The organism is Thiobacillus sp. (assembly GCA_024235835.1).
Lineage (GTDB): Bacteria > Pseudomonadota > Gammaproteobacteria > Burkholderiales > Thiobacillaceae > PFJX01.
Genome location: JACKLQ010000001.1, coordinates 200,033 through 225,649, shown reverse-complemented (window position 1 = coordinate 225,649; position 25,617 = coordinate 200,033). Strand labels below are relative to the sequence as shown.

Below are 25,617 nucleotides of genomic sequence, written 5' to 3'. Positions count from 1 at the left end.
CCATGCCCCGGTTAGTCACCGCCACCGCCCTGCTGGTCGAGGCCCACCAGGGCCGCCACCCAGTGCGCGTCAGCCCGGACGAAGGCCCCGCCGACCCCCGGGAGAGCTACGCCGTCCAGGCCCAGGTCTGGCATGCCCTCGCGGGTTCCGCCCGCCCCACGGCCTGGAAGGTGGGCGCGCCCCGCATCGATGCCGAGCCCCTGGCCGCACCGGTATTGCCGGAACGGCTGTGCCCGGGCTGCGGGCGGCTGCCCCGGGAAATGTTTACGTCCGTCGCCGTGGAAGCGGAAATCGCCGTCCGCTTCGGCAGGGCACTACCCGCGCGTCAGACGCCCTACTCAAGGCAGGAAATCCTGGACGCCATTGAAAGTCTCCATGTCGCCATGGAACTGGTGGACGCCCGGCTCGCCGACCCGGAGGCCGCCGGCCCTAACTGGCGGCTTGCCGACAACCTGCTCAACGGCGCCCTGGTCATCGGGGACGCCCTGCCCGGCTGGCGTGAAATCGACTGGTCGTCCCGGGAGGTCACGCTGGAGGCCGACGGGCGGGTACTGGACCGCCGCACCTGCGGGGCGCCGCTGAACGACCTGTTCCATTGCCTGTCCTGGTGGCTTTCCCACGCCGGGGGTGCCAGGCCGGGCGACATCGTGACCACCGGCGCCTGGAGCGGCGCCCATCCGGCAGGCAGTGCGGCACGCCTGTCCGCCACGTTTTCCGGGCTGGGGATGGCGCTGGTGGAGATCGTTACCTGATTTTGTAGGCTGTCGAGTGGAGCCTTACATCATGAGACTCCGGGGCGGGGTCATGGTCTCCTGACAACAACATGTTCATGGCCAGATGGCCAAGGGCGGCTGCGAAAGCCCCATGGGACAGGGTCAAGTCCGTCCCGGCATTGCCCATCGTGGGAGCAGTTCCGGCAGGTACCGGGACCGCAGGGCGTCAATATCCCCCTTTGCGCGGGCACGGATGGCGAGGAAGTCGGTGCCCGGCTTCTGCACGGCGCTGAAGCACCCGATTCTGGTGAATAACCACATCTTCGACCCCCCGTTGACCTGTTGGCTGTCGCTCCACGACATCCTGTCCCAGGCTCAAGGAGCGAGACTCGGTTCCAAGCCGCGAATATTGATTGCGCCGCCCAATCCCTCTTTGTCTTTTAGTCACCATGCGGATACATTCAGGCCATCGACTAGCGGCACCATTGCAGACCAGGACCCGGCTGAATGTCTTGCGGGGCGTTGCAAGACGAGCAACACGGCGATGGCCCGCCTGTTATTGCCCTCCAAGGAAACGCCCCATGACAGCCCTGCCCCAATGCCCCCGTTGCGGCTCCGAACTCACCTATGAAGATGGCCAGATGTTCGTCTGCCCGGAGTGCGCCCATGAATGGCCACGTCAGGCGGCGGAGGCCTCCACCGACGAGCAGCCCGTGGTGAAGGATGCCAACGGCAACGTGCTTCGGGATGGGGACACCGTCACCGTCATCAAGGACCTGAAGGTCAAGGGCTCCTCCCTGGTGGTCAAGGTCGGCACCAAGGTGAAGAACATTCGCCTGGTGGAAGGCGACCACGACATCGATTGCAAGATCGACGGCATCGGGGCGATGGGGCTCAAGTCCGAATTCGTCAAGAAAGCCTGAACCCCCTGTCCCCAAAAGGAACCACGTCATGAAATCCCTGAACATCCATATCCACGCCGAACTGGAAGTGCCCGACGACTGGGAACTGGTGGAACACCCCTCCGGGATGCTGGTGCTGAGGATCGGCGACCAGTACGTTGACTTCGACATCACCCCCCTTTCCACCCGCTCGGAGGACCCGGAGGCGGAATGGTCCGACGAGGACACCGCCCTGGTGGGCAAAGTGCTGGACACCGTGGTGGGCATCGACGTGGAGATGGAAAGCGTGGCCCAGCAGTAACCCCGCTCCCCACCCCTGGCGCAAGGAGACATGGGGAGCAAGCCAGCGCAAGGCTGGAAGAATTCGGCCGACCCATTGATGCGGACATGGCCGCCGGCGTAACGTCCGGCCAGCCGCGCCCAGCCCCACGCTTCAGGGGTTGGCGGTAACCGGCCGGTTATTCAGACATGCTTGTCTCAAGTTTTTGCTCGCCCTGTCGATAAGCCAGTTACGACACTTGGCCGGGCCTTCACTTGCCCACCAAGCACGCCATATAACAAACGGGAAGACAACATGCACAGGGCCGCACCTCCGATCCACGCCGATGCCGGCGTCAAGTCAGCTTCACTCAAGTCTGTCGGCCAGTCGCCACGCCCGAGGATGCGCTGTCTTCTCGCCCTGGATGCCGGCTCCCTGAGCCCCAGAGTAATCAGCGCCGCCGAGGCCAAGTGCCTTAACGGCGCGGACCGGATAGACATCCTCCTGGTCAACTCGCTCAAGACACCGGAGGCCGTGCTGCACAAACTGCTCATCAGCCTGGAAGGCGTGGATGTGGATTATCGGCTCACGACGGCCGACGGCGAGTTGGGCGATCTGGTCGCGCAATACCTGCGCCGCCACAAGGGCATCACCCAGATCATGGTCACCACCCTGCCTACCATGGGCAAGGATTGGGAGGTAAAGGTCGCTGACCTGCGTTACCAGGGATATCGCTTCTGCGCCCTGATGGGCCTGAAGGACAAATGAGCAGGCTTGCCAGCGGGACCTGATGCCCTGGTATTCGGGCAAGGCCGATCCCGCTGTTCCTTGCCGGTGGCACCTGCCCACTCTCAGCGCTTGCCGAACTTCTCCGCCAATTGTTCCAGCTTGGCCTGGCGCTTGGCAGCCTCCTCCTCTGCCTTGCGCTGGGCCTCTTCCGCCTTCTGGCGCTCCTTCACCTGCTTGATGCGGTCCCGCAGGGTCTTCACGGCCACTTCCTGCTGCTCCGCCGTCACCTCCCCCGCTTGTTGACCGTCCAGGTCCAGGCGGGGCGCACCTTCCGTCAGGGCCTTCAGATAACGGGTCGACGCCGTGTGGCCGTGCAGGGCCGTCCGCACCTTGTTCTTGTCCAGGTCCGGCTTGCGCTCCATCAACTGTTTGTGGATGCCGATGGCCAGGGGCTTGTAGTCACGGAAGACGGGAAACTCCGCCTGCAACTGCTCGAGGAGGGCGTTGCGGCGGAGGGGTTTGCTTGCGGGCTGGGTGTTCATGGACGGCGGGGACGGGCAAAACGTGCATGATATCCCCCTTGGGCCTTCAACCTAAGGGGGCAGTGCCTTCACAGGACGAAATCTGCCGCGGTCAAATTGCTGATGCCCGAGAGGTTGACCTTGACGGAGAAGTCCGCCCGGGCGTCGCCATCGTTGTTGCCCCACAGGATGTGGGTGTCTGTTTCGTAGAACAGCTTGCCGGTGCCGTTGAAGGTGCCGGAAAAATCCGCGCCCCTGCCGAATGTGAAAGCCTGGTTACCCGCCACCGTGGTCTTTGCGTCGATGGATGACACATCGATGACGTCCGAGGCGTCGAAAGCGTTGATGACGTCGCGGTTGCTGGTCGTTACGGACTCGTTCACCGTATTGAAGTCGAATACGTCCCTGCCCTGGCCGCCCCGCAACGCATCCTTGCCGCTGCCGCCGAGCAGCTTGTCGTTGCCCGTGCCACCGTTCAAAGTGTCGTTTCCAGGCCCTCCGCTCAGGGTGTCGTTGCCGGCATTGCCGTTCATCAGGTCATTGCCGCCGTAGGCCTTCATGCCGTCCGCGTAGCCAGATCCGTTGAAGGTATCCGCCGCGCGGAAGAAATAGCCGAACGCCCCATCCAAGTCCTCTGCCTCCAGGTAATTAGCGAAGGTGATGATGTCCGCGTTGAGGCCGGTGATCGTCCCCTGGAGCGAACCGCCCTCATATTCCTGGAACCCGGTGATGGTGCCGCCCGTGATGCCCGTGCCGTCAAGGGTGAACGTGCCGGTGTAGGTCTGACTGACATATCCATCCGTGAGCGTGAGATGGTTGCCGTCATAGCCCTCGACATAGCCTTCAGACAGGTATGGATTGAACATATCCATCGGGCCATAAGCGTTGATGATTGCCATATTCAAACCTCCCGTGATGAACACTATTCCCTTTATTCGTTTATAGGCGCGCGGCGTGACCCCACCGCCCCGGCGGGCAAATTTATTCAGTCACGATAGGACTGCCACACCTCGTGTCGTGCCAGCGGGTTTGGTGCCTTCATGGCTTGATCGATCCGGTCATTCCGGGGCCCTGGAGTCCAGCATCAGCGTCACCGGCCCGTCATTCACCAGCCCCACCTGCATATCCGCCCCGAAGGCCCCGATGGCCACAGGTCGCCCCAGGGCCTGGGCCAGTGCCTCCACGAACTGATTGAACAGCGGCCGAGACACCTCCCCCGTTGCCGCCCGGCTCCAGGAGGGCCGGTTGCCCTTCCTGGTGGAGGCGTACAGGGTGAACTGGGAGACGGCCAGGATTTCCCCGCCCACGTCGGTGACGCTGCGGTTCATCACGCCGCCCTCGTCGGCGAAGATGCGCATCCGCGCCAGCTTGATCGCCATCCAGTCCAGGTCCGCCAGAGTGTCGACGTCCTCGAAGCCAGCCAGTACCAGGAGTCCGGGACCGATGCGGCTGATGACCCGGCTGTCCACGGTAACCCGGGCTTCGCTGACCCGCTGCACCAGGGCCCTCATCCGCGCTCCAGTCGAACTGCCCCGCCGTGATCCTCCCGCAGGCGGGGGTCCGGGCAGGGGTTGTCCCGGGTGACCGCCCGGGCGGGAACGACTTGGCTCAAGGCGCGCCTACCAAAAGGCCAGCAAGCGCCCGTCTTCCACCCTGGTGTCGAACGCCTTCATGGGGTGCTTGCCCTTCTCGATGCAGGCGCCGGTGGTAATGTCGAACTTCCAGTGGTGCTTGGGGCAGGTGAGGGTCTTGCCTTCCAGGGCCAGGTGGGGAATGTTGGTGACCTGGTGGGGGCAGTGGGAGTCGTAGACCTTGAAGCTGCCGCCTTCCCGGTACACGAACACGGTGCGGGTGGCGGTTTCAATGCGCTGCACCTCGCCGTCGGCGATGTCCGCCTCGGCCATCACGTCCCGCCACTGGGGGGTGCTGGCGATGAGTTCCGGGGAGAACTCGGGAATGCCCATCTCCAGGATCACTTCCGTGGCCCAGACGATCTTGGCCAGCCCCAGGGCGGGGAAGGCCATGAGCAGGGCATCCAGCACCTCCATGGGGGTGCAGCCGTTCCGCAGGGCCCGCATGAGGTATTGCCTGAGGCCCGCCTCGGTCTGGGAGTGGACCTTGGTGATCACCGAGATCAGGTCCCGGGTCTTGGGGTCCAGGTGCTTGCCCGTGTCCTTGAGGAACTTGAAGTAATGGCCCAGGGCGTCTCCGCGTACCTGGACCAGGTAATTCAGTGCATCGCTCATTTGAAGCTCCTTGGGGTGAAGAAAAACCATGGCGGTCTAGGCGATTGTCCGGGATGGGGCCAGCACGCGCCAGGGTGGGCGCCGCAACGGTGGCAAGGCCCCTGCCGTTGTGGGGGATGCTGGGCTCAGCCGCCCAGCAGGGCGTCCTTCAGGCTGGCCTGGATGGGGTCTTCACCCAGCCAGATCCGCAGCAGGGCCCGGTTGAAGGCACGGCCGGGCACGCTGCCCAGGGGGCGCCCGTTCACCCCCACCCGGGTACCTTCCCCCGGCACGTAGTCCAGGTGGATGACGGTACCGGCTGTCACCTCGTGCACGCCCTTCAGGTAGCCCAGGAACTGCGCGAGCTCCGCCTGGATGGCTTCCATCTCCGCGGCGTTGTTGTTGGCGACGAGGCCACCTTTGAGGGCCTCGATGTTCTGGTCGGTGGAGAGGTCCCGGAGCAGGGTCACCCGCAGGCTGCGGGGGATATCACGGTCCAGGATGGCGCGGGGTTCGTGGCGACGTTCGGGCAGGTAGAGGGCGGCCACGTAGACTTTCAGGAACAGGATGCGGCGCAGGCCGGCGCCGTTGAGGAGCAGCTTCTGGCCGGCCACGCTGACCTGGTCCGTGAGGGGGACCCCCGCCACAGCCAGGGCGCGGGGTGAGGCCGGGGCGGGCATGGCCCAGGCCAGGAATAGGGTAAAAAGGCCGAGAAGGCCGACAAGCCGGTTCAGGGTGCCCATGGGGCTCTGAAAAGTCCAGGTCGACAAGGTTCCCGCCGAAAGCAGATTGGCTTTGGGTAATTGCTGGACCGGATTCGCTCAGTCGTCGAAATCGCCGGGCTCTTCCCGGGGGAAGAATGGGCGGTCCCCGGCATGGAAGGCTTCGCGTATGGTCGCGCCCAGGGGCCAGGCTTCCTCGGCTCGCAGGTAGAGTTCGGCCATGCCGTCATCCCATGGGCTGGGATCCATGGGCTCGTCGTCGTCTTGCCAGTGACCAACGGGTTCCTCGATGATTTCGTAAAAGGGCATGGCGCCTCCTTGTATTGCGTTGATGGAGACGCCACTTTGGCGCACAAGTGTTTAAGCCATGTGTCAGGGGCACTGGAAGGCATATAGCCCCAGCCCTCGTGGCAGGCTCGCAACGGGATGCCACGCCCGAAATGCCCGCGAATGCGGGGGCCCTGACGGATGGCGTGCCCTGCCGTGTACTTCGTCTTGTCCCCAGGGCCACGGCCCCGGGCAGGCCAATACGCCTATTTCCTTGCCACGCCCTTGTTCACGGCGTTGGCCAGGGCGGCGCCGGGCTTGAAGCGGGCCACCTTGCGGGCGGCGATCCTGATCTCCTTGCCGGTCCGGGGGTTGCGGCCGGTACGGGCCTTGCGCTCGCTGACGCGGAAGGTGCCGAAGCCCAGGAACTGGACGGTATCCCCTTGTTCAAGGCCACTGATGATGGCCTCCATGGCCACGTCCAGCACGGTGCTGATGGTGACCTTGGGCAGATGGGTCTTGCCGGCGATGTGAGTGATGAGTTCGGACTTGTTCATGGGCTCTCCTGGTTTGCATGGGGGCATGCCATCGGCTTGGGGTTGCGGTCGCAACGGCTCAACGATACCTCCAATGCAAACCGCCCGGGTTACAAACCTGGGCGGTTGCAATGCATGCCCGGAGACAGGGCCTGGCGGGTATGGCAACCCGGGCATCGGGCCAGGCCATGGGGTGGTGCTTACCAGCGGCTGCGGTCGCCGGGGCCTCGGTCGTCGTTGCGGTCGTTGCGGTCGCCGCGACCCCGATGATCACCACGGTCATCCCGGCCACCCCATCCTTCGCGACGGTCGTAATGACCGTCTTGGCGCCAATCCCGGCGAAGCTCGTAGCGGACGGGATGGCCGACCCATCCCCTGGGCGGCTCGTGGTAGCGCACCACGGGGGCCACGTAAACCGGGCGGGGGTGATGCTGATGCACCACCACGGGGGCCACATGGACAGGACGGGGAGGAGGCTGGCGAACCACCACGCGTCGGTGGTCGACATCATCGTCGGCTACGGCGGCGCCCACGATGGCGCCCAGGAAACCGCCCACCACGGCGCCGTCGCCGCCGTTCACGGCATGGCCGATGAGGGCGCCGGCACCGGCACCCAGAAGCAGGCCGGCAAGTTCGTCGCCGGCATTGGCGGCAGGACTGCCCAGGGCGATGAGGCTGGCAAGAAGGACACTGGACGCTGCGTATCTGGCTTTCATGATTCACTCCATTGGTTGAACTGCGATTCCAGATTACGCAGGGGTCGTTCCAGAGGGGTTGCGGGGCGGTAAGCGTGTGTTTCCGGTTGTTACAGGGTCCGGGCACGGGGTCAGTCCGGGGCGGCGGGGTATCATGGTAATCATGCAGCAACCCGCCTCCCCGCTCCACCCTCCCCGTCCCGCGGCATGACCGCGATCCCCCAGCGCCTGGCCTTCATCGACCTGGAAACCACCGGGGCGAATCCCACCATCGACCGCATCACCGAGATCGGCATCGTGGAGGTGGAAGGCGAGAAGGTCTCCACCTGGAACACCCTGGTGAAACCGGAGCGGACCATCCCCGCCTTCATCCAGCAACTCACAGGCATCAGCAACGAGATGGTGGCGGATGCCCCCACCTTCGCCCAGGTGGCGGACGAACTGGATCAGAGGCTCCAGGGCCGCCTGTTCATCGCCCACAACGCCCGCTTCGACTACGGCTTCATCAAGAACGAATTCCAGCGCCTGGGCCGCCGCTTCCGGGCCGACGTGCTGTGCACCGTGCGCCTGTCCCGCAAGCTCTTCCCGGAGCACCACCGCCACAACCTGGACAGCCTCATCGCCCGCCACGGCCTGGTCACGGGGGACCGGCACCGGGCCCTGGCGGACGCGGATCTGATCTGGCAATTCTGGCGCCGGGCGCTGGAGGAACGGGGCGACATGGCCTTGGCGGAGGCCATCGGCCTTCAGCTGAAGCGGCCGTCCCTGCCGCCCCACCTGGACCCTGCCCTGGTGGACGACCTGCCCGAATCCCCCGGCGTGTACCTCTTCCATGGCGAGAACGACGTGCTGCTTTACGTGGGCAAGAGCATCAACCTGCGCCAGCGGGTCCTGTCCCACTTCAGCGCCGACACCCGGGAGAACAAGGCCATGCGCCTGACCCAGGAGGTGCGGCGCATCGACTGGAAGGAGACCGTGGGAGAACTGGGCGCCCTGCTGCTGGAATCCCGCCTGGTGAAGGAAGGCAGCCCCCTGCACAACCGGCGCTTGCGCCAGGCCGCCGAGCTGTGCGCCTGGCAACTGGAAGAACAGGGCCCCGGCGACTACCGGCCCCGCCTGGTGAGCGACCGGGACGCCAACTTCGGCCGTTCCGAGCTGTACGGCCTGTTCAACAGCCGCCGCCAGGCCACCAGCGCCCTGCGCAAGATCGCCGAGGCCTACGAGCTCTGCCCCGTGGTCCTGGGCCTGGAGAAGCCCAGCCAGCCGGGCCGGCCCTGCTTCGCCTTCCAGGTGCACAAGTGCCGGGGCGCCTGCGCCGGCAAGGAGCCCATCGGCGTGCACAGCGCCCGCATGATGGCCGCCCTGGCCAGGCTGAAGCTCAAGGCCTGGCCCTATGACGGCCCCATCGGCCTGGTGGAGCGGGACGAATTCCTGGACGTGGAGGAGATGCACCTGGTGGACGGCTGGCGCTACCTGGGCACGGCCCGCAGCCAGGACGAGGTGCACGATCTGCTGGCGGGCGTCGTTGACGCCCGCTTCGACATGGATACCTACAAGCTCATCAAGGCCTGGCTGGGCAAGGGCGGCGGCAAGGCCAAGGTGGAAGTCAGGCGGCTGGGTCGCTAACGCTCCCGGTCAGTTCCCCAGGTCCACCACGGTGCGCCCCGTGACGGTGCCGTCCAGGAAGCCCTGGAACACGCCGGGTAGTTGGACCAGGGGCACGGTGCGGGCGATGCCGGTTTCCAGGTGGCGGGGCTTCAGGTCGGTGGCCAGGCGGCGCCAGACTTCCAGGCGCTGGGCCATGGGGCAGGCCACGGAGTCGATGCCCAGCAGGCTCACGCCCCGCAGGATGAAGGGCATGACGGTGGTGTTCAGTTCGATACCGCCCGCCAGGCCGCAGGAGGCGATGACGCCCCGGTAGGCCATGGTGCGGGTAAGCCATGCCAGGGTCTTGCCCCCCACGCTGTCCACGGCCCCGGCCCACAGGGCCTTTTCCAGGGGCCGTTCCCCCATCTCCAGGCTGTGGCGGTCCATGACCTCTACCGCCCCCAGGCCCTTCAGGTAGTCCGCCTGGTCCGCCTTGCCGGACAGGGCCGTGACCTGGTGGCCCAGGCCCGCCAGCATGTCCACCGCCAGGCTGCCCACGCCGCCGGTGGCGCCGGTGACCATGACCGGACCCTGGCCCGGCATCAGGCCGTTCTGCTCCATCCGCAGGATGGCCAGGCCGGCGGTGAAGCCCGCCGTGCCCAGGGCCATGGCCTGGAAATCCGTCAGCCCCGCCGGCAGGGGCACCACCCAGTCCGCCGACACCTTCACGTACTCGGCAAAGCCGCCGTCCACCTCCACCCCCAGGCCGTAGCCGGTGACCAGCACGGCATCGCCTTCCTTGTAGCGAGCATCCTGGCTGGCGGCCACGGTGCCGGCCACGTCGACGCCGCCGGTGAGGGGCAGGGTCTTCATGATCTTGCCGGCCCCGGTGGCGGCCAGGGCGTCCTTGTAATTGATGCTGGACCAGCGGGCCCGGATCAGCACCTCGCCGGGACCTGCCTGGGGCATGGGCAACTCTTTGATTAAACAATGGATACCTTGGTCGCCCGTGGCCACCTGCAGGGCTTGTATTGAATTTTTCAATTCAATTCCTTGAAATATTTGAATGGCGCAATACTAAAAACCCAACTAGCTTTCTCAACAAATAGCGGGTTCGGGTTGCAGTGTACTGCAGGCATTCCGGGCTACTGCAACACAAGGGCCGACAGGCATTGCCGGGCGGCCATGAGGATGGAGATCGTGATGGCTACAGGGCTCAGTGTCGCCCTGGCACGGGATGACCGTGCCGATGAGGGCTTCCATTCCGCCGGAAGGTTTTCCGGCGCCGCGTCACAAAAGGTGTTGGGAGACTTCTGGCCCGGCATCCAGCTGTATTACCCGCCGGTGAAATACGCGCCGGCCCTGGGCGTCTACGAGGACCTGGCGTCGGCGGCCCAGCGCTTCCAGAAGCACGCCCGCCAGACCAACGCCCACACCCTGCTCTTCGACCTGGAGGACGGCTGCCGCCAGAAGGCCCTGTCCCGGGACCTCCTCCGCCAGGAATTGCCCAAACTGGGCCGGGAAGACGTGACCGTGGCGGTGCGCATCAACCCCTTCCGCACCGAGGAGTACGAGCTGGACATGAAGATGGTGCGGGACCTGGCCGACCACATCGACGTGGTGATGCTGGCCAAGGCGGGCGAGGCCTACGGCGCCGCCGAGATCCGGGACCTGTCCGCCAGCCTGGCGGGCCTGAACAGCGGCCACATCACCATCCAGCCCATCATCGAGCACCCCAAGTCTCTGAAGGCGGCGCCGGACATCATGGCCTACCCCACCGTGAAGCACGTGGTGTTCGGCATCCACGACTTCTCCAAGGCCATGGGCATCCACATCACGCCCCAGCACTGGACCGAGGAACTGCGCTTCTTCATGAACCAGATCCTGTTCGAGGCCCGCATCGCCGGCAAGGGCGTCATCGGCGGCGTGGAGGTGCTCATCGGCGAGGCCGCCATGCCGGAGCACTTCCTGGAGCCCCACGACATCCGGCGCTGGCTGGACCTGCATGGCGACGAGGAATCCCGGGTGGTGTTCCAGCACGCCTGCGAGGAGGCGGCCATGGGCATGACCGGCAAGCAGGTGATCCACCCCAGCCACATCCACCTGTGCAAGGTGGCCTATACCCCCTCCCCCACCGAGGTGAGCCGCAACATCCGCATCCTCCAGGCTGCCGTGGAAGCGGACGCCCTGCTGGGGGGCGCCATCAAATTCGAGGGCGAGATGCTGGACCCGCCCATGTTCGGCAAGGCCCTCCAGGTGCTGCTGCGGGCCCACGCCCTGCGGGCCCTGTCCGGGGAGGACACCGCCTTCGCCCTGAAGGTGCTGGGCATGCTGCCTGCCCAGGTCATTCGGGAAAATTGGCCGTATGGAGTCATCCTATGAATCCATACGGCCAATTTCAGTGCAGGCTAATGCCGCGTGAGCGGCGTTATGCCGGAGCTAAAACTGGCCCCGGCCCCGCAACGCGGGGGCGGCCGGCGCAGCCGGTACGGAGTCATCCTATGAATCCGTACGACCAATTTAAGCGCAAAACCACATCGGTACCGGCGTCCGTTTTCTTTCCCCCCTTTCGTAAAGGGGGGCAGGGGGGATTTCTACGGCCCCTGCCTCTTCAGCCGCCCTCAAATCCCCCTTACTCCCCCTTTTCCAAAGGGGGAAGAAAGGTCATCAGCCATGAACGCGCCTGAACCCCCATTCATCCTGGAGGCCCATACCATGCCCTTCGCCCCCTTCCCCGCCTGGACCTGGAACCTGCCGGAGCACTTCAACATCGGCGTGGCCTGCACCGACGCCCACCTGGGCACACCGGCTGAAGACCGCATCGCCATGATCGTGGAGGACGATGCCCGGGGCACGTCCGTCGCCACCTACAGGGAACTGGCCGAGGCCACCAGCCGCTTTGCCCAGTTGCTGCGCAACCTGGGGGTGAAGCAGGAAGACCGGGTGCTGATCCGCCTGCCCAACTCCCTGGCCTATCCCACCGCCTTCCTGGGGGCCATGAAGCGGGGCGCCATCGCCGTGCCCACTTCCACCCTGCTCACCGCCGAGGAGGTGCTCTACCTGGCCAGGGATTCCGGCGCCACGGTGCTGGTGACGGACAAGGCCATGTGGACTGGCCTGCGGGACAAGCTGCATGGCCTGGAGAACCTGCGCTACGTCCTGCTGGCCAGCGATGGCGTGCCGGCGGCGAGCAATGGCAACGGCCTGAAGACCCTGGGCCTGGAGGCCGCCCTGGCCGCCATCGACACCTGGGCACCGCCGCAAAACACCCGCTCCCACGACCCCGCCTACCTGGTCTACACCTCGGGCACCACGGGCTATCCCAAGGGCGTGCTCCACGCCCACCGGGCCATGGTCGGGCGTGAACCGGCGGCGCGCTACTGGTTCGACTTCGGCACCGAAGGGGCACCGGCGGAGGACCGCATCGTCCATTCCGGCAAGTTCAACTGGACCTACGTGCTGGGCTCGGGCCTCATGGACCCCTTGTATCGCGGCAAGACCGTCATCGTGCATGAGGGCAGGAACGACGCGGAGGGCTGGATCAGGCTCATCGCCAAGCACAGCGCCACCATCTTCATCGGCGTGCCCACCATCTACCGCCAGATCATCCAGAAGACCGCCTTCACCAGCACCGACGTGCCCACGCTGCGGCACTGCATGAGTGCCGGCGAGCACCTGTCCGACGAGATGCTGGCCCTGTGGAAGGAACGCTTCGGCCAGGAGATCTACGAGGCCGTGGGCATGTCCGAATGCTCCTATTACCTGTCCGAGAACAAGTTCCGCCCCATCCGACCCGGCTCCGCCGGCTTCCCCCAGCCGGGCCACGGCGTGAAGCTGCTGGACCCGGAGACCCTGGCCGAAGTACCTCCTGGCGAGGAAGGCATGATCTGCATTCCCGCCGATGATCCGGGCCTGTTCATGCGCTACTGGAACCTGCCGGAGGAGACGGGCAGGGTGTTCAGGGAGCGCTGGTTCCTCACGGGTGACTACGCCCGCCTGGATACCAACGGCTATATCTGGTTCCTGGGCCGCAAGGACGACATCATCAATTCCTTCGGCTACCGGGTCTCGCCCCACGAGATCGAACGGGTGATGAAGACCCACCTGGCGGTGGCGGACTGCGCCGCCACGGGGGAGGAGATCGGCCCGGACAAGGTGCTGGTGGTGGCCTACGTGGTGCGGCACCCGGGCGATGATACGGATGCCGATGCCCTGCTGGAATTTGCCCGCCAGCACCTGGCCGCCTACAAGGCCCCCAAGGTCCTCTACCTGGTGGAGGACTTCCCCCACACCAAGAACGGCAAGATCATCCGCAAGCAGTTGGCGCCGGGCTTGGCCACCGCCCGGTCCAGCAAATAGGAGAGGCGCCCATGGGTCCCCATTACCGTCCGCGCCGTTCCATGCTCTACGTGCCCGCCTCGGCACCCCGCTATCTGGAGAAGGCCCGGGGCCTGCAGGTGGACAGCGTCATATTCGACCTGGAGGATGCGGTGCTGCCGGAGCGCAAGGCCGAGGCCCGGACCAACCTGCTGGAAGCCCTGGCCAAGGGCGACTACGGCTGCCGCGAACGGGTGGTAAGGGTCAACGGCCTGGCCACCCCCTGGGGCCGGGACGACCTGGCGGCCGTGGCCCGGGCGGACATCGACGCCGTGCTGTTCCCCAAGATCGAAAGCCGCCAGGACGTGCTGGACGCCCTGGCTGCCCTGGACGCCGCCGGCGGCGAGCGCCTGCCCATCATGGTGCTCATCGAGACCCCCTTCGGCGTGCTGCGGGCGGCGGAGATCGCCGGGGCCTCGTCCCGCATCGCCTGCCTGGTGATGGGGACCTCGGACCTGACCAACGAGCTCCACGCCCGGGTGACCGCCGAGCGCCTGCCCATGCTGCACAGCCTGTCCCACTGCCTGCTGGCGGCCCGGGCCCATGACCTGGCCTTCATCGACGGCATCCACCTGGACCTGAAGCACATGGAGACCTACGAATACGCCTGCCGCATGGCCCGGGACCTGGGCTGCGACGGCAAGAGCCTGATCCACCCGGACCAGGTGGCTTACGCCAACGACGCCTTCACGCCCCGGCCCGACAGCGTGGACCGGGCCCGCCGCATCATCACTGCCCTGGCGGAGGCCAACGCCGCCGGCAAGGGCGTGGCGGTGGTGGAAGGCCGCGTGGTGGAGAACCTGCACGTGGAGGCCGCCAAACGTACCCTGTTGATCCATGACATGATCCAGCAGTGCTGGGGAGGGGCACAGCCATGAGCAAGGCAAGCAAGGGCAACTTCTTCGAGGACTTCAGCCTGGGCCAGACCCTGGTGCACGGCACGCCCCGCACCGTGGGCGAAGGCGACCAGGCCCTGTACATCGCCCTCACCGGGGCCCGCCACGTGCTGCCCAGCGCCCGGCCCGTGGCCCATGCCCTGGGCTACCCGGACCGGCCCCTGGACGATCTGCTGGCCTTCCACCTGGCCTTCGGCAAGACCGTTGCGGACGTGTCCCTCAACGCCGTGGCCAACCTGGGCTACGCCGACGTGCGCTTCCTGGCGCCGGTTTACGCGGGCGACACCCTGAAGGCGGAATCCACGGTCATCGGCCTCAGGGAAAACAGCAACGGCAGGAGCGGCATCGTCTGGGTGCGCTCCACCGCCGTGAACCAGAACGAGCAGGAAGTGCTGACCTGGGTACGCTGGGTGATGGTGCACAAGTCGGACCCGAGCCGGCCGGCCCCTGCCGCCGTGGTGCCCGAACCGCCCCCCATTGTCGAGCCCCATCGCCTGACCATTCCCGCCTGCCTGGACGCCCGGGGCTACGAGACGGAACTCACCGGCGCCCCCTGGCTGTGGGAGGACTACGCGGTGGGTGAGCGCATCGACCACCCGGCGGGCATGACCCTGGACGAGAGCGACCACACCCTGGCCACCCGCCTCTACCAGAACAGCGCCCGGCTGCATTTCGACGGCTTTCTCATGGCCAACACCCCCTTCGGCCGGCGCCTGGTCTACGGCGGCCACGTCATTTCCGTCTGCCGGGCCCTGTCTTTCGAGGGCCTGGAGAACGCCCTCACCATCGCCGCCATCAACGGCGGCGTCCACAGCAACCCCACCTTTGCCGGCGACACCCTCTATGCCTGGTCCGAGGTGCTGGACAAGTGGGAGTTGTTCGGCCGGGACGACCTGGGCGCCCTGCGCCTGCGGCTGGTGGGGGTGAAAAACCTGCCCCCCGGCGAGTTGGCGGAAGCCAAACCCCAGGAAGCCGGCGGAAAATATCATCCCAACTTGGTACTGGACCTGGACTACACCGTGCTCATGCCGAGGCGGGGTGCAGCATGAGCACGATGAGCACGCCCACTGGACTAGCCTCCCCCTTTCCTAAAGGGGGATTGAGGGGGATTCCAGCGGCCGTCGCCCAGGGCAAGCGCCGTGAATCCCCCCTGCCCCCCTTTGCCAAAGGGGGGAACAGCACTGATACGCACCGCCCGACCATGAAGCACGCCGAGGAGCGCCCATGACCCAAGCCGTACATCCCAACTCAGCCCTGTTCGCCGGTGAGAAGCCCTTCCCGGCCATTCCTGCCTGCGAGCACTTCGCTGGCAGCGAGAAGCTGATCCTCAAGGCCCTGGAACTCCAGGACAAGCTGGGTCCGGTATTCGACATCACCTGCGACTGCGAGGACGGGGCCCCGGCGGGCAAGGAACGGGAGCACGCGGAGATGATCGTGCGGGTGCTCAACGCCGAGGCCAACAGGCACCGCATGGCCGGCGCCCGCGTCCACGACTATACCCACCCCCACTGGCGCCAGGACGTGGACATCCTGGTGGGCGGCGCCGGCGCCCTGCTGCGCTACATCACCATCCCCAAGTCCACCGCCGCCGGCCAGGTGGCGGAGATGATCGGCTACATCCAGCGGGTGGCCGCCAAGCATGAGATCGGCCGGGAGATTCCCATCCACGCCCTAATCGAGACCCACGGTGCCCTGCGGGACGCCCAGGCCATCGCCGCCCTGCCCTGGATGCAGGTGCTGGACTTCGGCCTCATGGACTTCGTCTCCGGCCACCACGGTGCCATCCCCGCCAGTGCCATGCGCAGCCCCGGCCAGTTCGAGCACAAGCTGCTGGCCCGGGCCAAGGCCGAGGTGGTGGCCGCGGCCCTGGCCCACGGCGTGGTGCCTGCCCACAACGTCACCCTGGACTTGAAGAACCCCTACGCCGCCTACGCCGACGCCCGCCGGGCCCGCATGGAATTCGGCTTTCTGCGCCAGTGGAGCATCTACCCCACCCAGATCCAGCCCATCGTGGACGCCATGAAGCCGGACTACTCCGAGGTGGCCACGGGCAGCGCCATCCTGCTGGCGGCCCAGAAGGCGGACTGGGGCCCCATTCAGCACGACGGGGAATTGCACGACCGGGCCACCTACCGGTATTACTGGGAGGTATTGCAGAAGGCCCATGTGACGGGTATCAAGTTGCCCCCAGAGGCCGAACAGGCCTTTTTCCAGGACTGACCAAGGAACCTCATCCATGAGCATTGCATCCGCCGGCGCCCGCTTCCGCGCCGCCGTCGCCGCCGAACAGCCCCTGCAGGTGGTGGGCGCCATCAACGCCTACCACGCCAAGCTGGCGCAAAACGTGGGTTACAAGGCCCTGTACATCTCCGGCGGCGGCGTGGCCGCCGGCTCCCTGGGCCTGCCGGACCTGGGCATCTCCACCCTGGACGACGTGCTCACCGACGTGCGCCGCATCACCGACGCCACCGACCTGCCCGTGCTGGTGGACGTGGACACGGGCTTCGGCGGCGCCTTCAACATCGCCCGCACGGTGAAGTCCATGATCAAGTTCGGCGCCGGGGCCATGCACATCGAGGACCAGGTGCTGGCCAAGCGTTGCGGCCACCGGCCGGGCAAGGCCATTGTCAGCCAGGCCGAGATGGTGGACCGCGTCAAGGCGGCGGTGGATGCCCGCACCGACCCGGACTTCGTCATCATGGCCCGCACCGACGCCCTGGCGGTGGAAGGCCTGAACGCCGCCATGGACCGGGCCCGGGCCTGCGTGGAGGCCGGCGCGGACATGATCTTCCCCGAGGCCATGACCGAACTGGCCATGTACAAGCAGTTCGCCGAGGCGGTAAAGGTGCCGGTGCTGGCCAACATCACCGAGTTCGGCTCCACGCCCCTTTACACCGTGGATGAACTGCGGGGCGCCGGCGTGGGCCTGGTGCTCTATCCCCTGTCCGCCTTCCGGGCCATGAACCAGGCGGCCCTCAAGGTGTACGAAGCCATTCGCCGGGACGGCACCCAGCAGCACGTGCTGGATACCATGCAGACTCGCATGGAGCTTTACGAGCACCTGGGCTACCACGCCTACGAGCAGAAGCTGGACCAGTTGTTCGACGTAGACAAGTGAAGACCTTCCCCCCTTTGAAAAAGGGGGGCCAGGGGGGATTTGACGGCGCTTCCTGTAGCCAGCGCCACCGGAATCCCCCTCGATCCCCCTTTACGAAAGGGGGAAGACAAGCAGCATGAACTGGAGACTGCCATGAGCGAGACCGTCATCGAGAAGCCGAAGAAGAAATCCGTGGCCCTGTCCGGCGTGCAGGCGGGCACCACCGCCGTCTGCACCGTGGGACACAGCGGCAACGACCTGCATTACCGGGGCTACGACATCCTGGAACTGGCCGACAAATCCACCTTCGAGGAAGTGGCCTGGCTGCTGGTGCACGGCGAGTTGCCCACCCAGGGGCAGCTGCAGGATTACAAGCTCAAGCTGCAAGGGCTGCGGGGCCTGCCTCCCGCCCTGAAGACGGTGCTGGAGCAGATTCCCGCCCACACCCATCCCATGGACGTGATGCGCACCGGCTGCTCCATGCTGGGCACCCTGTTGCCGGAAGAGGAAGGCCATCCCGTGGGCGGCGCCCGGGACATCGCCGACCGGCTGGTGGCCAGCTTCGGCTCCATGCTGCTGTACTGGTGGCATTACAGCCAGAGCGGCAAACGCATCGAGGTGGAGACGGATGACGAGACCGTGGCGGGCCACTTCCTGCACCTGCTGCACGGCCAGCGGCCGGACGAACTGACCCGCCGGGCCCTGGACGTGTCCCTCATCCTCTATGCCGAGCACGAATTCAACGCCTCCACCTTCGCCGCCCGGGTCATCGCCGGTACCCTTTCGGACTTCCATTCCTGCATCACCGGCGCCATCGGTGCCCTGCGGGGCCCCAAACACGGCGGCGCCAACGAAGCGGCCATGGAGATCATCGGCCGCTATGCCACACCCGACGAAGCCGAGGCGGACATCCGCAGGAGGGTCTCCGCCAAGGAGATCATCATCGGCTTCGGCCACCCCGTGTACACCATCGGCGACCCCCGCAACGAGGCCATCAAGGCCGTGTCAAAACGCCTGTGCGAGGCGGGCGGCAACATGAACCTGTTCAACATCTCCGAGCGCATCGAGACCGTGATGTGGGAAGTGAAGAAGATGTTCCCCAACCTGGACTGGTACTCCTCCTCCAGCTACCACATGATGGGCGTGCCCACCCCCATGTTCACCCCCCTCTTCGTCATCAGCCGCACCACCGGCTGGGCCGCCCACATCATCGAGCAGCGCATCGACAACAAGATCATCCGCCCCAACGCGGAATACGTGGGACCGGAAGAGCGGGCCTACGTGCCGATCGAGGCACGGGGCTGAGGGCACCATGGTCGTCGCCCCATCGTTTTTCCTCCCCCTTTGGAAAAGGGGGACCGAGGGGGATTCCAGGGGCGCGACCCTGGCCGACCCTACTCAAATCCCCCCTGCCCCCCTTTGCCAAAGGGGGGAGAAACCCACACCCATCATCGCCATTGAAAGGTCCGCATGAGCAGCCACATCTCCAACGTCCGCCCCGATCCAGACCAGGTATTGGTGGACATCGCCGACTACGTCATCAACTACGTCGTCAACTCCGACGAAGCCTACGACACGGCCCGCTACTGCCTGATGGACACCCTCGGCTGCGGCCTGGAGGCCCTGTCCTACCCGGCCTGCACCAAGCTGCTGGGCCCCATCGTGCCCGGCACCGTGGTGCCCAACGGGGCCAAGGTGTTCGGCACCCAGTTCCAGCTGGACCCGGTGAAGGCCGCCTTCGACATCGGCGCCCTGGTGCGCTGGCTGGACTTCAACGACACCTGGCTGGCCGCCGAGTGGGGACACCCTTCCGACAACCTGGGGGGCATCCTGGCCACCGCCGACTGGTTGTCCCGCACCCGGGTGGCCGAGGGCAAGGCGCCCCTCACCATGAAGGACGTGCTCACGGCCATGATCAAGGCCCACGAGGTCCAGGGCGTGCTGGCCCTGGAGAACAGCTTCAACCGGGTGGGCCTGGACCACGTGATCCTCGTGAAGGTGGCCTCCGCCGCCGTGGTGGCCCACATGCTGGGCTGCACCCGGGACGAGGTGATCAACGCCGTGTCCCACGCCTGGATCGACGGCCAGAGCCTGCGCACCTACCGCCACACCCCCAACACCGGCCCCCGCAAGTCCTGGGCCGCCGGCGACGCCACCAGCCGCGCCGTGCGTCTGGCCCTCATGTGCCACAAGGGGGAGATGGGCTACCCCTCCGCCCTCACCGCCAAGACCTGGGGTTTCTACGACGTGAGCTTCAAGGGGAACGAATTCAGGTTCCAGCGCCCCTACGGCAGCTACGTCATGGAGCACATCCTGTTCAAGATCAGCTTCCCCGCCGAATTCCACGCCCAGACCGCCGTGGAATGCGCCTTCCAGCTCCATCCCCATGTGGTGAATCGGCTGCATGACATCGACAGGATCGTCATCACCACCCACGAGTCCGCCATCCGCATCATCGACAAGAAGGGGCCCCTGTATAACCCCGCCGACCGGGACCACTGCATCCAGTACATGGCCGCCGTGGGCCTGATCAAGGGGTCATTGACCGCCGCTGACTACGAGGACGCGGCCGCCGCCGACCCCCGCATCGACCAGTTGCGGGACAGGATGGAATGCGTGGAGAACAAGCAGTACAGCCTGGACTACCACGATCCGGAGAAGCGCTCCATCGCCAACGCCATCCAGGTATTCTTCAAGGACGGCACGGCCACGAAGCAGATCGCCGTGGAATACCCCATCGGCCACCGCCGCCGCCGCGCCGAGGGCATCCCCGAGCTCGTCAGAAAGTACAAGGTAAACCTGGCACGCCGCTTCCCCGCCAAGCAACAGGCCGCCATCCTGGACCTGTGCATGGACCGGCCCCGGCTGGAGGCCACGCCGGTGAATGCGTTCATGGATATGTTTGTGATCTGAGGCGCTGCCCTCACGCGACAAGCAGGCAAAAAAAGCCCAACCGGTTTCGGTTGGGCTTCAAGTGGCCGGCGGGAATCGAACCCGTGTCCATGCATACCTCGAAAAAATCCAATTTCTACCCATTCTTACCAAGTCCGATCTATCAAAATACCCCCATAAATACCCCCACGGTGATTGGATGATCTTGGGCTTCGATCCAGCAGGGTCGAGAGATCACCCCAATGCGCGCATGACGGCCTTCGGGTCGCGGTCGATGAGGTTGAGCAGGACCAGGGCCGGACCTTGGGGGTTGCGATCACCGCGCTCCCAGTGGCGAAGCGTGGCCACGGAGAAACCGAAGCGCGCCGCGAATTGCTCCTGGGTCAGGTCAAGACGCTTGCGCAGCGAGGCGACATCCACGGCGGTCGGCTGATAAATCTGGGCCGCCACCTTCTTGCCCTTGGCATGCTCCACGGCCTCGGTAAGACCCTGCTTGATACTCTCGAATGCGCTTCCCATCGTGTCACCTCTCCAACCATGCGTTAACCAGAATATCCACCAGGCCGGCCAATTCATTGCGCTCTGACTTGCTGATGTTGGCCCGCTCGTTCTTGGCGAACAGGGTCAGCAGGTACAGCGGCATCACCTCGCTGTGGAAGTAGTAAATCACCCGGACCCCACCCGATTTACCCTGCCCACCCCGACCCCAGCGTAACTTGCGCACCCCACCCGTGCCTTCCATCAAATCACCCGCCTTGGGATGCGCGGCCAGATACTCGATCACATCACGCCGCTCCGCGTCGGATAACAACTTTTCCGCACCTCGGATGTACTCGGGCACCTCGGCAACGGTAATCATGGCGTTTGATTGTAATCCATTGGATTAGTTTCAGGACATGGGCGCGGTATCATCTTTCGCCCCCCTGGCTATTGCATGACTTGGATCATGCAACCTCCTGCTGTCCTTCGGACTGGTCAACATAGACCGTTTCGATCTCATAGTCGCTCAGTTCACTTACTTTCCAGCGCCCCTCCTCCTCTCGCATCGGTACAGGCTCGCCGCGTTCCCAGGCCTCCGCTTCCTGGGTAGCCTGGAATTGACGCAGCTCTGGCCGCTCCGGCAGCGTGCCTCGCCCCAGTACTGCGCCAATAACGATTTCACGCACGAAGCGGGATAGCAGCACATCGGCATGCTCCGCCAAGACCAGCAGGTCATCCCGTAGTCGCTTGGGTATCCAGACCTGTTAATCAGCGTGCAAATCTGACCAGGCAACCGGGGTAAACAGCGTGCAAAGTTGACCACCCTGGTTGAGTCAAGATGCCGCCCTTTTGGCGGAGCAACCTGGAGTGATCAGCATGGAGAGTTTGTTGAAGCTGCGGCGAAAAGCCCTGGTCAAGGGGGAACCGATCAGCCGCATCGCCCGCGACCTGAACCTGTCGCGCAACACCGTCAAGAAGTACCTCAAGGCCGAGATGGAGCCGGTCTACCAGAGAAGTCATCAACCCTGCCCCAAGCTGGGCGAGCACCGCCCGCAACTGGAGACCTGGCTGGAACAGGACAGCCAGCGCCCCAAGGGGCAACGGCGCACCGCCCGGCGGCTGTTCGAAGACCTCCAGCGGGAGGGCTATGCCGGTGCCTACGACAGCGTCCAACGCTTCGTGAAGCAATGGAAGGGCAAAGCCCCCACCCCAGCCAGCGATACCTATGTGCCCCTGAGCTTCCCGCCTGGCGAGACCTGCCAGTTCGACTGGAGCCATGAACAGGTGCAACTGGCCGGCGTGGTGCAGACCGTCAAGCTCGCCCACTTCCGCCTGGCCCACAGCCGCCAGACGTTCCTGGCGGCCTACCCCCGGGAAACCCAGGAGATGGTCTTTGACGCCCACAACCGGGCCTTCGCCTTCTTCGGAGGCGTACCCGAGCGGATGGTCTACGACAACCCCAAGACCATCGTCCAGGCCATCTACGCGGGCAAGGAACGCCAGTTCAACCGCCGCTTCCTGGCCCTGGCCAGCCACTACCTGTTTGAGCCCGTGGCCTGTACTCCGGCTTCAGGTTGGGGCGAGGCAGGGTTTCGCAAAGCATGCTTTGCGCTGCCGCAGCCGGCCCGGTATGCAGACCGGGCCGTGGGGCGCGGAGCGAGGGGCAAGTGGAGAACCAGGTGGGCAACGTCCGGGAATGGCTGTTCACCCCCCGACCATCCTTTGCTGACTTCAGCGCACTCAACGCCTGGCTGGAAGTCCGCTGCCGGGAATTGGCCAAGCGTCCCCACCCCGAGCAGAAGGACCGCCCCATCGCCGAGGTGTTCACCGAGGAACAGGCCCGGCTGCGCCCCATCGCCGCCCCCTTCGACGGCTACTTCGAGCAACCCTGCCGGGTGTCCAGCACCTGCCTGGTGAGCTACGACCGCAACCGCTACAGCGTCCCGGCGGAGTTTGCCGGCCAACGGGTGTCCCTGCGCGCCTGGGCGGATCGAATCGGGGTGGTGGCCGAAGGCCGTCTCATCGCCGAGCATGTCCGCAACTTCGGGCGGGAACGGTTGATCCTCGACCCCTGGCATTACCTGCCGGTGCTGGAACGCAAACCTGGGGCCCTGCGCCATGGCGCCCCCTTCCAGGGTTGGAAGCTGCCCGCGCCCATCTTCGCGGTGAAGGAACGCCTGCTGAAACAGCCCCAGGGCGACCGGGCCTTCGTGGAGGTGCTCTTGGCCCTGCGGGAACACGGCTCCGAGATCCTGACCGTGGCCTGTGATCTGGCCCTGGAACACCGTACCGTCACGGCGCCGGTCATTCTCAACCACGTGGCCCGCCTGGTGGCGCCGCCGCCGCCCCTCTCCACTGTGGTGACCGCCCTGATGCTCAAGGAAGCCCCCGCAGCCAACTGTGCCCGCTACGATGCCCTGCGCGGGAGGTCTCCATGCTGACCGAGTCCATCCAGTCCCTGAAGGCCATGCACCTCTATGGCATGGCCACCGCACTGGCGGAACTGGAGGCCGAGCGGTCCCGCATCCCCCCCAGTCCGGAGGTCTGGCTCAAACGCCTGATCGAGGCCGAGCAGGTGGATCGCCAGACCCGTTCCCTGCGTTATCAGTTGCGGGTGGCCAAGTTCCCCATGCACCGGGACTTCGCTACCTTCAATTGGCAGGAGTCCAGCCTCGACCAGGCCCAGGTTCAGCAACTGGCCACCGGGGCGTTCATGGCAGCGGCCCATAACCTGATCCTGGTGGGCGGGACCGGCACCGGCAAGACCCATGTGGCCATCGCCCTGGGGGTGGCGGCCATCCATGCCGGCAAGCGGGTGCGCTTCTTCAATGCGGTGGACCTGGTGAACCAGTTGGAGCGGGAGAAGGCCCAGGGCCGGGCGGGCGCCCTGGCCCGGCATCTTGCCCAGATGGATGCCGTGATTCTGGATGAACTGGGATATCTGCCGTTCCCGGCAGCGGGTGGGGCTTTGCTGTTCCACCTCATCAGCCAGCTCTATGAACGCACCAGCCTGATCGTCACCACCAACCTGGCCTTCGCGGAATGGGTCCAGGTCTTCGGGGACGCGAAGATGACCACCGCGCTCCTGGACAGGCTCACCCACCACTGCGACATCCTCGAAACCGGTAACGATTCCTTCCGTTTCAAGCACCGCAATCAGCCACGCTGACCCTGGTCAAAATTCAACGCTGACAGGTGGTCAATATTGCGCGCTGATTGACAGCAGGGGCCAGGCACTTATGATCCTCCCGCGCCCTACCGGGTCTTCCGCCTGATTCGGACCGGCGGGATAGACCAAGCCGACCCCGACCTTTGACCTTCCCCGACTGCGCCATGGCCACCCCATCCGAACAAAGCACCGCCCGCAACTTCCTTCAGGTCTCGTTGAAGGAGTTCAAGCTGGCCACCAAGGTGTTCACCCGCAAGCGGGTGCAACTGGGACCGGTATTGCTGGCCTACGAAGGCCAATTCCTGTCCATCGAATCGGGTGAAGTCACGGTGGTCATGCATGCCGAGGGCGAATGGCACGGCCGCGCCCTTTTTTCCCCACAGGTCATGCGCGCCCTGGCCATGGCGCCGCCCGCCTGCGACCCCATTCCGGTTTCCTATGCCGACGGCCACCTGCTCATCGGCAACATGACCATCGCCTGCGACTGGCGCATAGTGGGCCAGGCCTTCATCCAGGACCTGGAAAACCCATCCCTCATCGATCTGCTGGCCCTGGAAACCACCCTGCCCCGCGCCCAGCTCAAAGGCACTGAACTGGGCAAACGGGTACTAAGCGCCCGCCAGAAGGCCGAACGCCGGATCAAAAACGCCGCCGCGCAATTGGCCGATCTGGAAATCGATGAAGCCGAGATACGCCAACTGGTGGGCCGCCAGATTGCCCGCCGGATAGGATGACGCCATGCCCATGACTCGCCTGGACTACTGTCATCCCACCCCCAGAATCCAGCCCTCCACCCCGGCCACCGCGCGCTCGTGGAAGGCCAATTTCGGGTTGAGCGCTGCCCGCAGCCGGCCATCCCGATCTGCTTCCCGCAACCAGGTGGCGACGACATAGGCGTCGTGCTGGTCCGGAGTGCGGGCTTCCACCGGGTAGGCATGCTTCCACAAAGCCGGGTACACCTCCGCCAGGGCCGAGCGGCCTGCCGGGATGTCCCAGCCGTCGAAGGGCCAGAAATGCACCCGCGCCCCCAACTGCTGGCGTAAATAACGCAGCCAGGGAATGCCCGCATGGGTGGATTTGGCCACCGTGCCCTGCACATCGAAATGGAAGACCGACTTGGCCCGGCAGCGTTCTTCGCACAGCCGCCGCCAGCGCGGGTTGCCCATCCTGGCGGCCCCGTTGCCATGCAGCCCGTCGCGGATGAAATCGATGTACATGTTCTGCCCATCGGTGGGCCAATGCCGCTGAAAATCGTCCAGAAAGGCCGGCCAGTCCGGCGGCAGGCGATGCACCTCGAAATAGCGGATGGGGAAGGAAAAGCCGTGGTCGATGCCCACCAGGGTGGGCATGTCCTCGGCCAGGCGTTCCGCCAGCCAGTGCGCAATGCCTTGCCGGGTCCAGTATTTGCGCGGGCTGGGTGGAGGCGGCACTTCCACGGCGGGGCCGTCGCCCTCGGCCAGGTACACGCGCAAGCCCTTCAGGCTGGATTCCGGCGTTTGCGCGCCCGAGTAGTCGATGCCGACATAGCGGCGGAAAGCGGGCATGGCCGG

Annotated in this window: 28 protein-coding genes and 1 pseudogene; 16 read left to right on the top strand and 13 right to left on the bottom strand. The window is 65.5% G+C overall.

Going from position 1 to position 25,617, the window contains the following annotated elements; genetic code table 11:
- Positions 1-2 precede the first annotated feature (2 nt).
- The 4 genes from H6935_01155 (at position 3) to H6935_01140 (ending at position 2,642) form a co-directional block, all read left to right on the top strand.
- Complete coding sequence (locus tag H6935_01155) at positions 3-752, top strand: fumarylacetoacetate hydrolase family protein (GenBank protein ID MCP5276952.1); 750 nt, start codon at positions 3-5, stop codon at positions 750-752.
- Between the two features lie 542 nt (positions 753-1,294).
- Positions 1,295-1,636: an alkylphosphonate utilization protein gene (locus H6935_01150; protein ID MCP5276951.1), complete on the top strand. Its 342-nt coding sequence runs from the start codon at positions 1,295-1,297 to the stop codon at positions 1,634-1,636.
- Positions 1,637-1,664: 28 nt separating this feature from the next.
- A complete protein-coding gene (locus tag H6935_01145; GenBank protein MCP5276950.1) occupies positions 1,665-1,916 on the top strand; it encodes a hypothetical protein in 252 nt (83 codons plus the stop codon).
- Positions 1,917-2,189: 273 nt separating this feature from the next.
- The gene (locus tag H6935_01140; GenBank protein MCP5276949.1) at positions 2,190-2,642 is read left to right on the top strand and encodes a hypothetical protein; all 453 of its coding nucleotides are present in this window, start codon (positions 2,190-2,192) and stop codon (positions 2,640-2,642) included.
- A gap of 83 nt (positions 2,643-2,725) precedes the next feature.
- Here the strand turns inward: H6935_01140 and H6935_01135 are convergent, their stop codons facing one another.
- From H6935_01135 to H6935_01100, 8 genes are all read right to left on the bottom strand, one after another.
- Positions 2,726-3,145 carry a ProQ/FinO family protein gene (locus H6935_01135; protein MCP5276948.1) on the bottom strand — a complete coding sequence of 140 codons (420 nt, stop codon included), beginning with the start codon at positions 3,143-3,145 and terminating at the stop codon, positions 2,726-2,728.
- A 68-nt stretch (positions 3,146-3,213) separates the two neighbouring features.
- Positions 3,214-4,023: a hypothetical protein gene (locus tag H6935_01130; GenBank protein ID MCP5276947.1), complete on the bottom strand. Its 810-nt coding sequence runs from the start codon at positions 4,021-4,023 to the stop codon at positions 3,214-3,216.
- A 159-nt stretch (positions 4,024-4,182) separates the two neighbouring features.
- Positions 4,183-4,635 carry a D-tyrosyl-tRNA(Tyr) deacylase gene (locus H6935_01125; GenBank protein MCP5276946.1) on the bottom strand — a complete coding sequence of 151 codons (453 nt, stop codon included), beginning with the start codon at positions 4,633-4,635 and terminating at the stop codon, positions 4,183-4,185.
- Between the two features lie 108 nt (positions 4,636-4,743).
- The gene (locus H6935_01120) at positions 4,744-5,370 is read right to left on the bottom strand and encodes a Rieske 2Fe-2S domain-containing protein (GenBank protein MCP5276945.1); all 627 of its coding nucleotides are present in this window, start codon (positions 5,368-5,370) and stop codon (positions 4,744-4,746) included.
- A 125-nt stretch (positions 5,371-5,495) separates the two neighbouring features.
- Entirely contained in the window at positions 5,496-6,092 is a 597-nt protein-coding gene (locus H6935_01115; GenBank protein ID MCP5276944.1) for a chalcone isomerase family protein, read from the bottom strand.
- Between the two features lie 78 nt (positions 6,093-6,170).
- Positions 6,171-6,380 (bottom strand): hypothetical protein, encoded by a 210-nt coding sequence (locus H6935_01110; GenBank protein MCP5276943.1) that lies wholly within the window; start codon positions 6,378-6,380, stop codon positions 6,171-6,173.
- A gap of 224 nt (positions 6,381-6,604) precedes the next feature.
- The gene (locus H6935_01105; GenBank protein ID MCP5276942.1) at positions 6,605-6,895 is read right to left on the bottom strand and encodes an HU family DNA-binding protein; all 291 of its coding nucleotides are present in this window, start codon (positions 6,893-6,895) and stop codon (positions 6,605-6,607) included.
- 179 nt (positions 6,896-7,074) lie between these two features.
- Positions 7,075-7,590: a hypothetical protein gene (locus H6935_01100; protein ID MCP5276941.1), complete on the bottom strand. Its 516-nt coding sequence runs from the start codon at positions 7,588-7,590 to the stop codon at positions 7,075-7,077.
- A 186-nt stretch (positions 7,591-7,776) separates the two neighbouring features.
- On the opposite strand from H6935_01100, the gene H6935_01095 reads away from it, so the two are divergent.
- Positions 7,777-9,195 (top strand): 3'-5' exoribonuclease, encoded by a 1,419-nt coding sequence (locus H6935_01095; protein ID MCP5276940.1) that lies wholly within the window; start codon positions 7,777-7,779, stop codon positions 9,193-9,195.
- 9 nt (positions 9,196-9,204) lie between these two features.
- On the opposite strand, the gene H6935_01090 is transcribed toward H6935_01095, so the two are convergent.
- The gene (locus H6935_01090) at positions 9,205-10,188 is read right to left on the bottom strand and encodes an oxidoreductase (GenBank protein ID MCP5276939.1); all 984 of its coding nucleotides are present in this window, start codon (positions 10,186-10,188) and stop codon (positions 9,205-9,207) included.
- 171 nt (positions 10,189-10,359) lie between these two features.
- On the opposite strand from H6935_01090, the gene H6935_01085 reads away from it, so the two are divergent.
- From H6935_01085 to H6935_01050, 8 genes are all read left to right on the top strand, one after another.
- On the top strand, positions 10,360-11,538 hold the full coding sequence (locus tag H6935_01085) for an aldolase (protein ID MCP5276938.1): 1,179 nt from the start codon (positions 10,360-10,362) through the stop codon (positions 11,536-11,538).
- A gap of 333 nt (positions 11,539-11,871) precedes the next feature.
- A complete protein-coding gene (locus tag H6935_01080; protein ID MCP5276937.1) occupies positions 11,872-13,515 on the top strand; it encodes an acyl-CoA synthetase in 1,644 nt (547 codons plus the stop codon).
- A gap of 11 nt (positions 13,516-13,526) precedes the next feature.
- Entirely contained in the window at positions 13,527-14,411 is an 885-nt protein-coding gene (locus H6935_01075) for a CoA ester lyase (protein MCP5276936.1), read from the top strand.
- A complete protein-coding gene (locus H6935_01070) occupies positions 14,408-15,478 on the top strand; it encodes a MaoC family dehydratase (protein ID MCP5276935.1) in 1,071 nt (356 codons plus the stop codon). The genes H6935_01075 and H6935_01070 overlap by 4 nt, the downstream gene beginning before the upstream one ends.
- A 175-nt stretch (positions 15,479-15,653) precedes the next feature.
- On the top strand, positions 15,654-16,649 hold the full coding sequence (locus H6935_01065; GenBank protein ID MCP5276934.1) for a CoA ester lyase: 996 nt from the start codon (positions 15,654-15,656) through the stop codon (positions 16,647-16,649).
- Between the two features lie 16 nt (positions 16,650-16,665).
- Positions 16,666-17,547, top strand: a complete 882-nt coding sequence (gene prpB / locus H6935_01060) for a methylisocitrate lyase (protein ID MCP5276933.1) — start codon at positions 16,666-16,668, stop codon at positions 17,545-17,547.
- A gap of 132 nt (positions 17,548-17,679) precedes the next feature.
- A complete protein-coding gene (prpC, locus tag H6935_01055) occupies positions 17,680-18,831 on the top strand; it encodes a 2-methylcitrate synthase (GenBank protein MCP5276932.1) in 1,152 nt (383 codons plus the stop codon).
- A 165-nt stretch (positions 18,832-18,996) separates the two neighbouring features.
- Positions 18,997-20,439 (top strand): bifunctional 2-methylcitrate dehydratase/aconitate hydratase, encoded by a 1,443-nt coding sequence (locus H6935_01050; GenBank protein ID MCP5276931.1) that lies wholly within the window; start codon positions 18,997-18,999, stop codon positions 20,437-20,439.
- Positions 20,440-20,652: 213 nt separating this feature from the next.
- Here H6935_01050 and H6935_01045 read toward each other — a convergent pair whose 3' ends face one another.
- From H6935_01045 to H6935_01035, 3 genes are all read right to left on the bottom strand, one after another.
- A complete protein-coding gene (locus tag H6935_01045; protein MCP5276930.1) occupies positions 20,653-20,937 on the bottom strand; it encodes a helix-turn-helix domain-containing protein in 285 nt (94 codons plus the stop codon).
- Positions 20,938-20,941: 4 nt separating this feature from the next.
- On the bottom strand, positions 20,942-21,277 hold the full coding sequence (locus tag H6935_01040; protein MCP5276929.1) for a type II toxin-antitoxin system RelE/ParE family toxin: 336 nt from the start codon (positions 21,275-21,277) through the stop codon (positions 20,942-20,944).
- Between the two features lie 85 nt (positions 21,278-21,362).
- Entirely contained in the window at positions 21,363-21,620 is a 258-nt protein-coding gene (locus H6935_01035) for a hypothetical protein (GenBank protein MCP5276928.1), read from the bottom strand.
- A gap of 145 nt (positions 21,621-21,765) precedes the next feature.
- Here H6935_01035 and H6935_01030 point away from each other — a divergent pair.
- The 3 genes and pseudogenes from H6935_01030 (at position 21,766) to H6935_01020 (ending at position 24,801) form a co-directional block, all read left to right on the top strand.
- A pseudogene (locus tag H6935_01030) lies at positions 21,766-23,339 on the top strand (IS21 family transposase).
- Complete coding sequence (locus H6935_01025; protein MCP5276927.1) at positions 23,333-24,067, top strand: ATP-binding protein; 735 nt, start codon at positions 23,333-23,335, stop codon at positions 24,065-24,067. The pseudogene H6935_01030 and the gene H6935_01025 overlap by 7 nt, the downstream one beginning before the upstream one ends.
- A gap of 164 nt (positions 24,068-24,231) precedes the next feature.
- Entirely contained in the window at positions 24,232-24,801 is a 570-nt protein-coding gene (locus tag H6935_01020; protein MCP5276926.1) for a hypothetical protein, read from the top strand.
- 30 nt (positions 24,802-24,831) lie between these two features.
- Here the strand turns inward: H6935_01020 and H6935_01015 are convergent, their stop codons facing one another.
- Entirely contained in the window at positions 24,832-25,611 is a 780-nt protein-coding gene (locus tag H6935_01015) for a hypothetical protein (protein ID MCP5276925.1), read from the bottom strand.
- Between the last annotated feature and the right edge of the window lie 6 nt (positions 25,612-25,617).

Coding starts and splice junctions, on each gene's coding strand:
- H6935_01155 (MCP5276952.1), top strand. CDS start 3: ATGCCCCGGTTAGTCACCGCCACCGCCCTGCTGGTCGAGGCCCACCAG.
- H6935_01150 (MCP5276951.1), top strand. CDS start 1,295: ATGACAGCCCTGCCCCAATGCCCCCGTTGCGGCTCCGAACTCACCTAT.
- H6935_01145 (MCP5276950.1), top strand. CDS start 1,665: ATGAAATCCCTGAACATCCATATCCACGCCGAACTGGAAGTGCCCGAC.
- H6935_01140 (MCP5276949.1), top strand. CDS start 2,190: ATGCACAGGGCCGCACCTCCGATCCACGCCGATGCCGGCGTCAAGTCA.
- H6935_01135 (MCP5276948.1), bottom strand. CDS start 3,145: ATGAACACCCAGCCCGCAAGCAAACCCCTCCGCCGCAACGCCCTCCTC.
- H6935_01130 (MCP5276947.1), bottom strand. CDS start 4,023: ATGGCAATCATCAACGCTTATGGCCCGATGGATATGTTCAATCCATAC.
- H6935_01125 (MCP5276946.1), bottom strand. CDS start 4,635: ATGAGGGCCCTGGTGCAGCGGGTCAGCGAAGCCCGGGTTACCGTGGAC.
- H6935_01120 (MCP5276945.1), bottom strand. CDS start 5,370: ATGAGCGATGCACTGAATTACCTGGTCCAGGTACGCGGAGACGCCCTG.
- H6935_01115 (MCP5276944.1), bottom strand. CDS start 6,092: ATGGGCACCCTGAACCGGCTTGTCGGCCTTCTCGGCCTTTTTACCCTA.
- H6935_01110 (MCP5276943.1), bottom strand. CDS start 6,380: ATGCCCTTTTACGAAATCATCGAGGAACCCGTTGGTCACTGGCAAGAC.
- H6935_01105 (MCP5276942.1), bottom strand. CDS start 6,895: ATGAACAAGTCCGAACTCATCACTCACATCGCCGGCAAGACCCATCTG.
- H6935_01100 (MCP5276941.1), bottom strand. CDS start 7,590: ATGAAAGCCAGATACGCAGCGTCCAGTGTCCTTCTTGCCAGCCTCATC.
- H6935_01095 (MCP5276940.1), top strand. CDS start 7,777: ATGACCGCGATCCCCCAGCGCCTGGCCTTCATCGACCTGGAAACCACC.
- H6935_01085 (MCP5276938.1), top strand. CDS start 10,360: ATGGCTACAGGGCTCAGTGTCGCCCTGGCACGGGATGACCGTGCCGAT.
- H6935_01080 (MCP5276937.1), top strand. CDS start 11,872: ATGCCCTTCGCCCCCTTCCCCGCCTGGACCTGGAACCTGCCGGAGCAC.
- H6935_01075 (MCP5276936.1), top strand. CDS start 13,527: ATGGGTCCCCATTACCGTCCGCGCCGTTCCATGCTCTACGTGCCCGCC.
- H6935_01070 (MCP5276935.1), top strand. CDS start 14,408: ATGAGCAAGGCAAGCAAGGGCAACTTCTTCGAGGACTTCAGCCTGGGC.
- H6935_01065 (MCP5276934.1), top strand. CDS start 15,654: ATGACCCAAGCCGTACATCCCAACTCAGCCCTGTTCGCCGGTGAGAAG.
- prpB (MCP5276933.1), top strand. CDS start 16,666: ATGAGCATTGCATCCGCCGGCGCCCGCTTCCGCGCCGCCGTCGCCGCC.
- prpC (MCP5276932.1), top strand. CDS start 17,680: ATGAGCGAGACCGTCATCGAGAAGCCGAAGAAGAAATCCGTGGCCCTG.
- H6935_01050 (MCP5276931.1), top strand. CDS start 18,997: ATGAGCAGCCACATCTCCAACGTCCGCCCCGATCCAGACCAGGTATTG.
- H6935_01045 (MCP5276930.1), bottom strand. CDS start 20,937: ATGGGAAGCGCATTCGAGAGTATCAAGCAGGGTCTTACCGAGGCCGTG.
- H6935_01040 (MCP5276929.1), bottom strand. CDS start 21,277: ATGATTACCGTTGCCGAGGTGCCCGAGTACATCCGAGGTGCGGAAAAG.
- H6935_01025 (MCP5276927.1), top strand. CDS start 23,333: ATGCTGACCGAGTCCATCCAGTCCCTGAAGGCCATGCACCTCTATGGC.
- H6935_01020 (MCP5276926.1), top strand. CDS start 24,232: ATGGCCACCCCATCCGAACAAAGCACCGCCCGCAACTTCCTTCAGGTC.
- H6935_01015 (MCP5276925.1), bottom strand. CDS start 25,611: ATGCCCGCTTTCCGCCGCTATGTCGGCATCGACTACTCGGGCGCGCAA.